The sequence below is a fragment of the Cytobacillus sp. FSL W7-1323 genome (assembly GCF_038595015.1).
Lineage (GTDB): Bacteria > Bacillota > Bacilli > Bacillales > Cytobacillaceae > Cytobacillus > Cytobacillus kochii.
The window spans coordinates 4191001-4205598 of record NZ_CP151998.1 but is presented as its reverse complement, the minus strand read 5'-3'; the positions used below and the strand labels follow the sequence as shown (position 1 = coordinate 4205598).

The window sequence follows — 14598 nt, the reverse complement described above, 5'->3', positions numbered from 1 at the left end:
TCCAGTCCTTCATATGTTATAAAAGGACATGCTCAGATAGGAGTGAACATGATGGTTTCGGTTTCAACATTTGCAGAACTGCAAACGGCAATTAGTAATCAAGAGGATGTTATTACGGTTACGGATAGTTTTGATCTTGAAACAACTCTATCAATTAACTACACAGTGGAGATAAGTGGGGAAAATACATCTATTATCTTGACCAGACTTACGGAGTTTACAGGATACCTTTTTAATGTTGCTACAAATGGGAACCTACTTTTGCAAGGTTTAACTATAGATGGTAATAAACAAAATACTGTCGCCTCTTCGATTGTTTTTTGTACAGGTACGGGTATTGTAACGCTTAACGATTCATCCTTGCAAAATTCTTCTGTGCCAAGGGGAGGTGCCTTCTATCTAACTGGATCTGCTATTTGTAATGTAAACAATTCAACCATTTATAATTGTGATGCCTCAGAGTTTGGTGGAGGTATATATATTGCTTCAAGTGCACATGCGAATATCACCGATTCAATGTTAGTGCAGAATGTTTGTGCTAGCTTTGGTGGAGCTATTTTTGTGAACCAAGGAAGTGCCACTATTAATGGGTCAGTTATCTCCAATAATATCGCGACCGTTGGTGGGGGCATTTACTTTAATACAGGTACAAGTTTTACTATTGCTGATACGGATATTATCGGGAATCAATCAACAGAACCAACTGATACGAGGGGGGCAGGTGGGGTCTTAATCAACCCGGACGTTATTGGAAGCTTCATGAGAGGTAGCATCGCAAACAATACTGCGTTAAAAAATGGAGGCGGCTTGTATATTAACCAGCGATCTCAAATCGCCTTTAACGATGTTTTGCTAACTGGAAATTCGACATCAAGTAATGGTGGAGCTTTCTTTGCTAACATTAATAGTGTGATAAATATCGTTAACTGTGAAGTGGCGGACAATATTGCCAGTAATGGAGCTGGTTTATTTATCAATTCAAATGCAACGATTACTCTATCTCTTTGCCGTATTTTCTCTAATCAAGCCAACCTTAATGGCGGTGGGGTATACTTTAATAATGAAACAAGTACGATATTCGACCAATGCACGATATTCGAAAATATTGCTGCTAATGGTGGAGGTGTGTTTGTCAATTTAAATGCGGGGCTTCAAATCATGGAGAGTATCATAAGAAATAATCGGGTAACTGAAAGTGGCGGCGGTGTGTTTGTTAATGATATTACAGAAGTCGTTCTCACTAATATTCAAGTAACTGATAACTATGCTGGTGAAACAGGTGGAGGCATATTTACGAATACAAATAGCCAAACAAGGATAACAGAATCTCTAGTTGAACGTAATGAAGCTGCCCTAGTTGGCGGAGGTATTTTTAATACAGGTGAAATTTCTTTTGTAGGTAGTAATAGTGTTGGGGATATTGGTGTGAATATGGCTGAAACTGCACCAGGTATATATAATGGTGGTATTCTACTCATGCAAGATCAGCTTGGGGATGCGAACGGGCTTTATATTGTTGGTCGAAGTAACGTAGCCTACATTACCGCACCGCTTATCCAAGGGACTGTTGTGCAATTAGATTTAACCAATTATGTCACACCAAATGATGCTGGTACACCAATCGTAGTTGCTGAATCGACCGCAACTTATCCGATCTTAGTACAATCAGATGCGGATAAATTTTTTAAGCCGACAACCGAGTTTGAGGATTGGGTGATTCGTTTAAGTGATGACAATACGCAAGTCCTGTTGGTCAGATTACCTAATGATACAATTACTTATCAAAATATATTTAGAACGGTGAGTCCAAACCCACAAACGTACACAGCCTCAGAACTGCCAATTATATTAAATCCACCAGGACCAGTACGTGGTTACCGATTTGTGAATTGGTATAATACTGCGGGGCAGGTGGTAACGGTTATTCCAGCAGGGACAACAGGGGATCTTATTCTTTATGCAAGGTGGGCTCCAGCTAGTGATATGTTATCATCCACTTCTGATGTTCGATTGAAACAACATCATTCCAGTGCTAAAATAAATAATCGTTAAAATCAGACGAAACAGGAGATAGAATACAAGATGTATCATGCAGAAACGTGGAATGAGAAAATTAAGCTATTTTTGCAAGTGCTATGGCCGATTATGGTGACGCAAATAGGGCTATATGCAATGAATTTAACGGATACGATGATGTCTGGCCGCGTTGGAACGGATGATTTGGCTGGAGTGGCAATTGGGTCCAATATATGGATGCCGGTATTTACAGGGATTAATGGGATTATGCTTGCTATAACTCCTATTGTGTCGCATTTACTAGGACAAGGTAAAAAGGAGAAAATATCCTATAGTGTGACACAAGCGTTATACTTAGCTGCTATTATTGCTGTTATTATACTTTTAATCGGTATTTTTTTCCTGGAGCCGATTTTAAGTTTAATGGGCTTGGCTCCAAATGTTGAATATATTGCTTTTCATTATTTACTTGGATTATCTATCGGGATTGTGCCGTTATTTTTATATAATGTGCTAAGGAACTTCTTTGATGCACAAGGATTCACACAAATTACGATGATTATTACCATATTAGCGGTACCAGTAAATATATTCTTGAACTACTGCTTAGTGTTTGGTCACTTTGGTTTTCCAAGGCTCGGCGGAGTTGGTGCAGGTTATACAACGGGCTTTACGTATTGGTTCATTCTAATTATTAGTATATTGATCAGTTTTAAAATCGGTAAAATAAGAAACTACAAAATTGGGAAAGTTTGGTTTAAGCCATCAATAAAAGCATGGAGAGAACAATTATCCATTGGAATTCCAATAGGATTAACAATTTTCTTTGAGTCTAGTATTTTTGCGGTTGTGACCCTTTTAGTTGGTATGATGTTTTCAACGATTACAGTAGCAGCCAACCAAGTGGCGTTTAGTTTCACTTCCTTATTATTTATGATCCCTCTTAGTCTATCAATGGCGATGACAATTATGATCGGGTACTCTGTTGGGGGCAGACGTTTAGACAACGCAAAAAAATACAGTTTGCTTGGTGTTATAGGTGGAATGGCATTTATGGGCTTTGCTTCTATCTTCTTGTTGTTCTTCAAAGAACAAATTGCCGCCATCTATTCGAATGATCCACAAGTGATTTTACTTGCGGCTAACTTTTTTGTGATTGCTATTTTTTATCAGATTTCAGATGCTGCTCAAGCGGGGTTACAAGGTGTCTTACGAGGCTATAAAGATGTGAAAATACCATTTATCATTGCTTTTATATCCTATTGGGTGATTGGTATTCCAGTTGGCTATGGTTTAGCTGCCTTTACAGAGCTTGAGGCATACGGTTTTTGGATTGGTATTTCCGTAGGGCTAACTGCAGCGGCAATCGGTTTCTACATTCGTTTGAAAACCATTCATCATAAGGAAAAGGAAAAACAAGTAGGAATATCCGAGCTGTCATAAAGGCTCGGTTTTTTTGTTCATAAAATGTTCTCATGAAACCGTTGTTCTATATATGGTATGAAAGTGACCGTAGTGTTAAAATGGTTGATGAGGGGGAGAGACATGAAAAAGATAGTCTATTTATTTGTGGCCATTACGGTTTTAGCCATTCTTAGCGCATGCAATAAAGAGGTTGATCCAGAACAACGGTTATCTCAATTTATAGAATATTGGAATAAAGAAGAGTTCGCAAAAATGTATGGCATGCTCTCAAAAGAGGCAAAGGAATCAGTTAGTGAAGAAGACTTTGTCAGTCGCTATGAAAAAGTATATACAGATTTAGGCATTGCTAACTTAGACATTTCACATAAAAAATCAGAGAAAGAACAAGATACAGATCAGCAATCATTACAACTACCCTTTTCGGCAAAAATGGATAGTTTAGCAGGAGAGATTGCCTTTGATCATCAAGCAACATTAGTTAAAGAAGAGAGAGACGATGAGGAAAATTGGTATATTGAATGGGATACGACTTATATTTTCCCTGAACTTGGCCCGAATGATGAAATTACATACAACACAGTGAAGGCAAAACGGGGAGAAATTGTCGATCGTTCAGGCGATCCACTTGCTTTCAATGGGACGATTTTAGAAATCGGCATTGTCCCAGAACAAATGGACTCTGAAGATGAAACGGTTAAGCAAGTGGCAAAATTACTTGAGATCTCAGAGAACTCTGTTAAGGATAAACTAGGCGCGAGTTGGGTACAGGCAAATCAATTTGTGCCAATCAAGAAAATTGCGACGAATCAAGAAGAACTATTAAATAACTTGATGAGCATACCAGGTGTATTAAAAAAGGATATTGAAGGTCGAGTATACCCTGGCGGCGAGGCGGCCTCACACTTAATTGGTAATGTCGCTCAAGTGACGGCTGACGACTTGGAGGAACACGAAGGAAAAGGATATGGCAGTAATGATGTCATCGGACGCCGCGGCTTAGAGAAAGTATATGAGGAAAAGCTGCGTGGTTCAAATGGTGTCTTAATAGGGATTAAGAAAGAGGACGGTTCAGAGGTAGTAGTGGCCGAAACACCAGTAGAAAATGGTAGCAACGTTCAGTTAACCATTGACCTCACATTACAAGAGGACTTGTATAAAGAACTGGATCATAAGCCAGGCACTGCGGCCGCCATTGACCCTGTTACTGGTGAAACATTGGCCCTTGTCTCTAGTCCAGGGTTCGATCCGAATCAAGCAACACTTGGATACTCTGCCTCGCAATTAGAAGAACTAGAAGAGAGTGGTGATAATCCATTCTTGAACCGTTTTCAACACACGTATGCACCAGGTTCCGTGATTAAACCAATTACAGGTGCGCTTGCACTAAAAGAAGGAGCCATTAAACCAGAAGATACAATAGAAGTGAAGGGCTTGCAGTGGCCGGATGATAATCGCTGGGGTGATTACCGAATCACAAGGGTAAGCGATCCTGGAAAGCCAGTCAATTTCGATTTGGCGATGATGTATTCGGATAATATTTACTTTGCAAGGGCAGCATTAGAGCTAGGAAAAGACAAATTAACTGCTGGGTTAAAAGAATTTGGCTTTACAGAGGATATTCCCTTTGCCTATCCACTCGAATCTTCTACAATCGGCGAGCTGGATAAAGAAACATTAATTGCCGATTCCGGTTACGGGCAAGGACATGTTGAAATGAGCATCCTTCACTTGGCTACTTCTTATACACCTTTTATCAATAATGGGTCAATGATTAAACCGATCTTGCTCCTGAATGATGAAGAAAAGAGCCAAGTATGGAAGGAAAATATAATTGATGAAGCTACCGTTAAAACTGTAGCTGAATCGATGAATAAAGTAGTGAACGAACCAGGCGGTACAGCACGTACGGCACGTATTGAAGGCTACCCGCTAGCAGGGAAAACGGGGACAGCGGAACTGAAACAAACCGCTGATGAAGAGGGTAAAGAAAACGGCTGGTTTGTTGCCTATAACCCGGATGACCCTCGTCTCCTTATCTCAATGATGGTTGAAGGTGTCGAAGAACAAGGTGGCAGTAAAATCGTCATCGAAAAAGTGAAAGATACATTTGAGAAAAACAAAGATCGTTTCTAATAAAGAACAAAGTTGAAGGTTGGGACTCGGTGGTTCCAGCCTTTTATTATTTTTAGATGCTTGATGTAATAACATGGGGGTGTAGTGGAAAAGAGAGGGGTGCTGCGTTGAGGGGGGGTGTGTGGAAATGTACTAAAAACCGGAGAGAGCAAGAAAAGATGGTAGGAAAAGCCGAGAAGCGAACCAAAAATCAGAGTGAGCAAGAAAAGATGGTAGGAAAAGCCGAGAAGTGTACCAAAAACCGGAGAGAGCAAGAAAAGATGGTAGGAAAAGCCGAGAAGCGTACCAAAAACCAGAGCGAGCCAAAAAATATGGAAGGAAAAGCCGAGAAGCGAACCAAAAATCAGAGAGAGCAAGAAAATATGATAGGAAACAGCGAGAAGCATACCAAAACCGGAGCAAGCAAGAAGAAATGGTAGGGTACGACGAGAAGCGAACCAAAAACCAGAGCGAGCATGAAAAGTTGGTAGGAAACAGCGAGAAGCATACCAAAAACTGGGGTGAGCCAAAAATATGGTAGGAAAAGCCGAGAAGCGTACCAAAAATCAAAGTAAGCCAAAAAAAATGGTAGGATAACGGACAGAATCGCCTCAACAGAGCTTATCCCAATGGCTACCAACCCGATCCACGATTCTCCTTTCTCGAGGAGTTACCTTTCAAAAAATTTTATCACTCCTATAACCACCCCCAAACGATCAAATCTTCGAGAGAGATAAGCAGCACATGCCGTGACTACATCGTAAATCAACGATCAAAACATCCTCTGACGTATCCCGCGCAATCGGTTATCAAACAAGTACTCCGGTGATTGGGATAGCAACCTAGCCAAGTCATGTTTCGACAAAAACCTTTATTTTCCTCAAGGGATGATGTCGAAAAATATTTTATCGTAAGTATCTATACAAGCCCATCTATTCGTTATATGATACATCTGTATTGAAAGGAATATATTTCTAAAAATAGAGAGAATAGGGGAATTGGGAATGAAAAAAGCTATCCATCTACTTTTATCCATGATGCTCGTTTTTTCTTTCATCCCTGCATCCGTTCTAGCGGAGACAGAGAGTACGGAGGAAACACCGACTTCACCAGGAACAACTGATGTGGAACAACCATTAGATATTCAATTGCAAAATCCAGAATATATTGATGGGCAAGTGAAATTGAAATGGCGAGTGAAATATGAAGAATCTGCAAATGAGAATGCAGAATTGTTCACCCTCGTTAAAAACGGAGAACGTTCGGTTCTTGCCAGTCAACCAGAAATGAGTCAAGAACAAACTGGGGAAGATGGCGTTTATCGTATATATGAATTGATTGATTCTGAGGTGAAAACTGGAGATACAGTGACTTATGCGATTGCGCAAGGTAAGGCGCAAAGTAACGAAACAACGTTAACGGTTGAAATGCCGGTTGTAGAAGAGGAAGCTAGCGAAGAGTCACCAAAAGAAGATGAAACAGTTGTTGAGGAAGAAGAACAAGTTGCGGATGAAGAAGCAGCAGTAAAAGATGAAACTGTCCCTTCCTTAAATATTGTTGCTCATAAGATAACTGATACAACAGCTGACATTTCGTGGAGTTTAGTGGATGTTGATGAATTTAGATTATACGTTGATGGCAATTTAAAAGAAGTCGTTTCACCAAATAAAACAACCTATGCATTAACGAAATTAGCCCCTGCTACTACATATAAAGTGAAAGTAGAAGGTGTTCAAAAAGGTAGTGTAGTATCTTCAGCAGAGGTAGAAGTAACAACATCGGCAGTACCTACAGGAGAAGTTATTCCATTCGAAGACAGTACTCTTGAGCAAGCAATTAAAGATGAATTAGGGTTAAAGCGCGCTATTTATCAAGCTGACTTAGACCGTTTAACCAGTCTATCAATCTCGAATTTATGGGTAACATCTATTGAAGGATTACAATTTGCGACAAATTTAGAAACATTGCATCTCGGTTATAATGACATTGCTGATTTAACACCAATCAAAGCATTAACAAAGTTAAAAGACCTTGATGTCACAGGATTAGCTATTAAAGATACAAGTATTTTTAGTACAAGTTTAGTGGAATTAAATATCTCTCATACTTCCCTAGCCAGCCTGGACTTCCTTAAAAAATTAACGAATCTTCAAACAGTTTATGCTTATGGTCTGCCTTGGATTGGTGAAAATGCTGGGGCACAAGCTGTACTGAAAGATTTAACTGCAAAAGGCGTAACCGTGTACAGCAATGAAGCAGATGATGTAAATATGATGGTAGAGCGTGGATTTGTCAATGAATCAAGTATACAAGTGTATTGGAGTTACTGGCCTGAAGCCAATATCAATTTGTACCCAGATCATTATATTGTTTCTATTGACGGGAAAGAAACGAAAGTATCTGGTTTAGAAGAACATGTATTTAAGAACTTAAAGGCAGATACAACCTATAATATCGTTATTAAGGCTTACGACGGTAAACAATTAATTGGTCGGGCAACAATGGATGTGAAAACGGCAAAATTACCTGAAGGAAAAAAAGTGTCGATTAAGGATAAAGGGTTAAGAGACATGATTAAGATGACTCTTGGCATTAGCCGTGACATATATGAAAGTGATATGAAAAATTTAACTTCACTGTATGTTGATTATGAAGGTGTTCGGAATTTAGCTGGACTAGAGCTGGCTACAAACCTTGAAGAGCTATCGATAACAGGGAACCCAGTCAGTGATCTAACAGCGATTAAAGGCTTGAGTAAGTTATCGGTATTATTTATTGATGACACGAAAGTGAAAAATTTAAAACCATTGTCGGGCTTAACAAACTTGAATATGCTTGTTGCTTCCTACAATCCTGGACTCGATTTATCACCAATACAAGGTTTACCTAACTTACAATCGCTTTCAGCAGATAGCAATGGATATAAGAAGCTCCCTGTTTTGCCAAGTAGCTTAATCGAATTATCACTATATGATAATGAACTAACAAGTCTTAAAGGAATCGAAAAAGCAGCCAATCTGCAATACTTAATCGTATCGGATAATCCAATTAGTGATTTCAAATCACTAGCGAAATTACAGTTACTATTCTTACTTGCAGATTATACAAATATGACGAATCTTGATTGGTTAAATTCTGAGAATGCTCATGTTTTACAAGGTCTTATTATTTCGGGTAATGCTATTACTGACATTACGCCACTTAAGAATGGTAATAATCTATTATTCTTAGCAATGGATGAAACAGCTATTACGGATATTTCGCCATTACTAGATTTACCTTACTTAGCTATTGTCTCTTTCATCTCGGTCCCAACGCTTGACATTTCGGAAGGATCGAAAGCGATGGAAGTGATTAAAGAATTAAGAATGCGCGGTGTGGAAGTTTTCTATGAAGAAGAAATGGGGAACTTAAGCTTTACCTCTTTAACAGCGAAGCATGATTCAATCTATGCAGAATGGGAATATATTGGGGAAGAAGAAGTAGCAGATTATGAATTGTATATAGATGGTGAATTAGTAGATACAGTACCTGGAACAGAATCTAGTTATGTATTTACTGGACTATCTCCGGGAACGCCGTATGAAGTTGCTATTGCAGCACTAAATGCGGATGGAGAAGAAATTGAAATTTATTTCGATTATGTATTCACGATTAGTGAAGATCTTTACTTCACAAAAGTAGAAGCAACAGAGGACTCTATTGAAACAGAATGGATATACGATGGTGAAGGAGCAGTCTATGAATATGAAATCTCTCTAAATGGAGAAGAGTATGAAATCGTGGATGCAGATACACTCTCGCATATTTGGACAGAACTTGAGAAAGACACAACATACACTATTGAATTGATGGCCTATGACGAAGAATATGAAATCCTTGGTTATACTTATGCAGAAGCAACAACAACAGTAGATGAAGACGGAACGGGCGAGGGCAACACCCCTCCTCCACCAACGAAAAAACCAGACCCAGGCAATGGTAATAAAAAACCAACTGATGGTAAAACACCATCAGATGTCATCAAAGGGAAAAAAGAACAAATGAAATCTGGCGCCAAACCAGAGGAGAAAACAGGTAAGTCTCTACCAAATACGTCAACCAACAGCTATAACTATTTAGCAATGGGTATGACGATCTTACTAGCAGGTACCATCATGTTATTCCTTGCAAGGAAAAAACACCCGTCAGTGAAATGATGAAACAAAGAGTGACCCTAAAATGGTGTCACTCTTTATTAAGTTCCGGCGAACAATGTGAGGAAAATTAGTTTCTATTGTGTTTGTTTTGCTCTAGCCTCTTTACAACCAAACACATGAGCATAAGTTATACCTATACCTTTGGGGAAAAGGTATGGGCAAAGCCAAAATGCGAACAACAGGTATGAAGATGTGCAAGTTACCTAGAAACAATTGGTTTGAATCGGATAGGAAATCATGGCGCGAATTTCCTTAAACTTCTTTCATGCCATAGAAATGTATAAATACTTAAAGAATAACCTCAAAGGGTCCGGTCGACTTTCATTACTTCCATCTGCTATTAGTGTCTTTTCTGTCATTCTTTTTATGGTAATATTTGGTTGAAAACTTCTCCGCCATTACCGTGAATTTTTATCACTTTAAGTCGATTTGTTTTCTTGATGAAGATAGTTTTATATTGTTTTTCACCATTTTGCTCAATAATAAACACGCGTTTACTTCCAGTATCTGATTCTTTTGTGAAGAGATAATCTTGATCACCGATTAGTTCTATGATTTTGCCGTATTCTGGTAATGAAGACAAATCCTTTTCGTTAGAAATCTTATCATTTGCTATGTTTTGTACAGGGACTGAATGGTTACCTGATTTTGAGTTTGCCTCTTTTTCATCAGATGATTGAGACACTTCATGGGTCTTCTCTTTATTCATGTCCGATTCCTCACCGGAATTACTGTTACAAGCAGAGAGGAGCAGTATCCCAGTAATTAGTGCAAGTTGCCATTTATACATGATGCAATTTCATCTCCTGTAAATATAATTTTAATTAACCATAACAAATGCTCCGGTTAAATTCATCCAATAAAAGTCTCAATTCAAAAACAAACGATTGTACTAGATAAGTCCTTTCAAAAAAAGAAAGCTCATATTTAATTGCCTCTTTTAAAAAATGATGAGAAATGAGCCATTTGGCCGTTTAATAAACACGGATTTTAACAGAAACTGGGGTTGAAAGGTATTAATATAAATATATTCATAAAGTAATAGAATCTTAATAAAAAGAATCTACAATCAATCATAAAGTGGATTGTAAAGGGTGGGTATTTAATGGACAAAAAATCAATTCTCGTCATTGAAGATGAAGAAAAAATTGCACGGTTATTAGAATTAGAGCTGGAATATGAAGGATATGAAGTGACAAAAGCGCTTGATGGGTTAGAAGGATTCCATACTTATAAAAGCAAAATATGGGATCTCGTATTATTAGATATTATGCTTCCGGGGATTAGCGGAATAGAGTTGTTAAGAAGGATTAGGGCTAATGATAACCATACACCGGTCATACTTTTAACTGCGAAAAGCTCAGTTGAAGACAAAGTCTCTGGATTAGATTTAGGTGCGAATGATTATATAACAAAGCCTTTTCAAATAGAAGAGTTGCTGGCCAGAGTCCGTGTGGCATTCCGAAATAAAGTCACTGAGGAAGTAGAAAATGAAGAAGATGTGCTTACGATTGCTAATTTAAAAGTGAATGAGAAAACAAGAGAAGTTTTTCGTGGGGATACATTTATTGAATTGACACCGAGGGAGTTTGATTTGCTTGTTTATTTATTGGTAAATAAACGACAAGTACTGAATCGTGATCAAATTGTTGAAGCAGTCTGGGGATATGATTTTATTGGTGATACAAATGTTGTTGATGTTTATATTCGATATATAAGGAAGAAAATTGACGTTGAAAATCTCCCTGCGCTTATCCATACGGTACGAGGTGTAGGTTATGTAATAAGGGAGATGAAATGAAGTTAAAAAACAAAATCAATCTATATACTTCTATCTTGTTCATCATATTACTAATCGTCATGAATATCTCTATTTATTTGCTGTTTAGCAATATGATGATGAATAGTGAACTTGACCGTGGGAAACTGGAATTGGAAAGAAATGCTGCTGAAATCGATCAGTCACTTGCCACGGTACCAATGGACAAGTTACTTCGGGCTTATATTCCTATCGACGGTATGGTTCGTATCGTTTATGAGGATAGCCAAAAAGCAGCTAGTACATTTGTGGATCCTTCTTTTAATAAAGAGGCTCATAACATAGAGAAATCATTTAGTTCCTCATTAAATGTCGAGATTAAAGAGGGTGAAACCTCATATACTTTTGGTTCGATTCCGATTATTTTGAGCAATGGTGAAATAGCTAACCTGCAAATCGCCAAAAGCATTGTAAGAACGACAGAAAATTTAAAAGTATTACGGTTGGTTTTAATCATTGTAACCTTAGTTGCAATGATTCCAGTTATTATTTCTAGTAGGTTATTAGGCAACCTTATTATTGCGCCGATTACTTCAATGATTAAGACGATGAGTGAAATTAGAGAAAGTGGGAAATTTAAACGGCTGCCATTAAATAAAGATTCCAATGACGAATTGCATGAAATGGGTACGACTTTTAATCATATGATTGATTTACTCGAAGTCAACTTTGATAAGCAAAAACAATTTGCTTCAAGTGCTTCCCATGAACTAAAAACACCACTAACTGTAATTGAAAGCTATACCAGTCTTTTAAAAAGACGAGGATTGCATGATGAGGAACTTTTTAAAGAATCAATTGAAGCGATTCATTCTGAAGCCATTAGAATGAAAAATTTGACAGAACAACTATTACTCCTAGCACAACATAATCAACAATGGAATATAGAAACAACCAAAATTAGCCTAAGCGACTTTTTGGTAGATTCAGCAAAAGCTTTCCAGAACGGCTACAATCGAAGGATTATTTTTGAAAGTGAAATTGATGGCAATGCGTCCATTTACTCAGATGAACAAAAGTTAAAGCAATTACTTTTTATATTCCTTGATAACGCAAGAAAGTATAGTAATGATGAAATTACAATCACTTTGAGTGAGAATAGTAACGAAGAAATACTTATTCATGTTTCTGACCGTGGAATAGGTATAGATGAGAATGAGCTTCCCAAAATATTTGAACGTTTTTACCGTATTGATAAAGCAAGGTCCAGAAAAACAGGAGGAGTCGGACTTGGACTTTCTTTAGCGAAGGAAATTGCCGAGGCTTTAGCCATTGAGATAAAATTACAGAGTGTTGAAAACTTAGGAACAACAGTTACCATGGTGTTTAATAACGAACATAGGAAAACAAAAATTAATTAATCGATCAGTGCTTTCTCATTTTCTTTTAATTTTTATATTAGATGATAAAGGAAAGGATATAGAATGGAGGATAATAATGAGAAGAAAAGGGTTATGGATTACTCTTGGGTTAGTTGTCATTGCTGCCTTTATTATTATTGTTACATGGCAAGGAGTAACTACTTCTGCGAAAACAATTACTAAAGAAGATGCCCTTGCCTTAATTGAGGAAAGGTATAAAGGCAGCAAAGTAACAAATATCGAATTACAACAAAGTGCTTATCACATAAAAATGACGAGAGAAAGCGGAATATATGAAGTTTCTTTAAATGCAGAAAATGGAGATATAATATCTTTAAAGAAACTTGGAGATAACTCAAGTGGCGGTGATGATCGTAATAAAACGATAAAGAATGAAAAGGAAATAGAAAGTATCTTATTACTGTCAAGCGATGATATTTTATCTATTAGTAAAAAAACCGAAAATCAGAAAGATGTTTATGTAGCTAAAGTTCTGGAGAATAAAGAGGAGTATATTGTTAAAGTAGATGCAGTAACAGGTTCAATTGTTTCAAAAGATAAAGCTGAAAAACCTAAAGAAGAAAACCCGGAAGAAGGCAAACAAAAAGAAGAAGATCGTCCAGTGGCTATTTCTAAAGATGAAGCAATTAAAATCGCGTTGGAACATGTAAAAGGGGCAGTCGATGATGATATCGAAATTGAAAATATTGGAGGCCAAACTTATTATCTCATTGAAATTGAAACCGATGATAATAATGAGGCAACCGTACAAGTTCATACTTTAACAGGGAAAGCTACTATTTCATTTGATGATTAATCTTACTTTTTAGCAAATTCTAATGTTACTCACCTCATTCCTTAATCTTACGCGATTATATTATAAGTAATCAGAAGATTAAAGGAGGATATTAATCATGAAAAATAAAATTTTTGTTGGTTTAATCATAACTGGTGTAATTATGGGTGGAGCGGTTGCTGTTGGGGCTACAAATAATGATGAAACAAATGCTACTTCTATCAATACAGAATTAGATGAAAAAGTATCTCAGGCCGGAGAGGCGGATGTCATTGCCATCAGTAAACAAGATGATGGGGAGAATCAATCTGACGATAGGGGATACGATGACGATAACGATGATGTACAGGACGTAAAAGTAGATGCCTCTTCAGGTGATTCTATCCAAAGGGATCAAGGTAATGAAGATGATGATATCGAAAGAGATAGAGACGACGCTAACGATGATGATAAGCAATTAATCAAGCAACGGATCATACAAGAAAAAGATGCGATAGCAATTGCAGAAAAGGCGTCTAACGGTAAAGTGAATGAAATTGAACTGGATGAAGAAGATGGTCTCATTGTTTATGAAATTGAAGCTGATTCCAAAAAAGGCGAAGTGGAAATAGAGATGAATGCAAAAACTGGAGAGATAATAAAAAAAGAGTTGGATTAATGAGGCCTGGCATGTATTTGGTGAGAACCATTTACATGTCTTTTTTATTTCGGTTGATTATTTGGGTTCATTCTTATTGATTTCTAATCTAACTATCATGGTTCTTACATAGAGTTCTCATCTTCAAAAACTAGTATAGAAGATAACAAGGAAAGTGAAAAAGCTTAGAAGTGACGGATTTAAATGGAAATGGCTCATTTTCCTAAAAAAAA

10 protein-coding genes are annotated in these 14598 nt (G+C 37.4%); 9 read left to right on the top strand and 1 reads right to left on the bottom strand.

Translation table 11 applies throughout. The annotated features are described in order from the left end of the window. The first annotated feature begins 51 nt into the window (after nt 1–51). From MKX67_RS21365 to MKX67_RS21345, 5 genes are all read left to right on the top strand, one after another. Nucleotides 52–2052 carry a hypothetical protein gene (locus MKX67_RS21365; RefSeq protein WP_342488753.1) on the top strand — a complete coding sequence of 667 codons (2001 nt, stop codon included), beginning with the start codon at nt 52–54 and terminating at the stop codon, nt 2050–2052. Between the two features lie 30 nt (nt 2053–2082). After that, nucleotides 2083–3459 (top strand): MATE family efflux transporter, encoded by a 1377-nt coding sequence (locus MKX67_RS21360; protein WP_340976748.1) that lies wholly within the window; start codon nt 2083–2085, stop codon nt 3457–3459. A gap of 102 nt (nt 3460–3561) precedes the next feature. Further along, nucleotides 3562–5574 carry a penicillin-binding transpeptidase domain-containing protein gene (locus tag MKX67_RS21355; protein WP_342488752.1) on the top strand — a complete coding sequence of 671 codons (2013 nt, stop codon included), beginning with the start codon at nt 3562–3564 and terminating at the stop codon, nt 5572–5574. Between the two features lie 158 nt (nt 5575–5732). Then, nucleotides 5733–5993 (top strand): hypothetical protein, encoded by a 261-nt coding sequence (locus MKX67_RS21350; protein WP_342488751.1) that lies wholly within the window; start codon nt 5733–5735, stop codon nt 5991–5993. Nucleotides 5994–6557: 564 nt separating this feature from the next. Next, a complete protein-coding gene (locus MKX67_RS21345; protein WP_342488750.1) occupies nt 6558–9752 on the top strand; it encodes a fibronectin type III domain-containing protein in 3195 nt (1064 codons plus the stop codon). A gap of 364 nt (nt 9753–10116) precedes the next feature. Here the strand turns inward: MKX67_RS21345 and MKX67_RS21340 are convergent, their stop codons facing one another. Beyond that, a complete protein-coding gene (locus tag MKX67_RS21340) occupies nt 10117–10542 on the bottom strand; it encodes a hypothetical protein (RefSeq protein WP_307316272.1) in 426 nt (141 codons plus the stop codon). Nucleotides 10543–10857: 315 nt separating this feature from the next. On the opposite strand from MKX67_RS21340, the gene MKX67_RS21335 reads away from it, so the two are divergent. The 4 genes from MKX67_RS21335 to MKX67_RS21320 all read left to right on the top strand — a co-directional run bounded on the left by MKX67_RS21335 (nt 10858) and on the right by MKX67_RS21320 (nt 14386). Then, entirely contained in the window at nt 10858–11553 is a 696-nt protein-coding gene (locus MKX67_RS21335) for a response regulator transcription factor (RefSeq protein ID WP_322909808.1), read from the top strand. Continuing rightward, nucleotides 11550–12932 (top strand): HAMP domain-containing sensor histidine kinase, encoded by a 1383-nt coding sequence (locus MKX67_RS21330; protein WP_342488749.1) that lies wholly within the window; start codon nt 11550–11552, stop codon nt 12930–12932. The genes MKX67_RS21335 and MKX67_RS21330 overlap by 4 nt, the downstream gene beginning before the upstream one ends. 76 nt (nt 12933–13008) lie before the next feature. Then, nucleotides 13009–13749 carry a PepSY domain-containing protein gene (locus MKX67_RS21325; RefSeq protein WP_342488748.1) on the top strand — a complete coding sequence of 247 codons (741 nt, stop codon included), beginning with the start codon at nt 13009–13011 and terminating at the stop codon, nt 13747–13749. A gap of 97 nt (nt 13750–13846) precedes the next feature. Continuing rightward, entirely contained in the window at nt 13847–14386 is a 540-nt protein-coding gene (locus MKX67_RS21320; RefSeq protein WP_322909805.1) for a PepSY domain-containing protein, read from the top strand. Nucleotides 14387–14598: the final 212 nt, after the last annotated feature.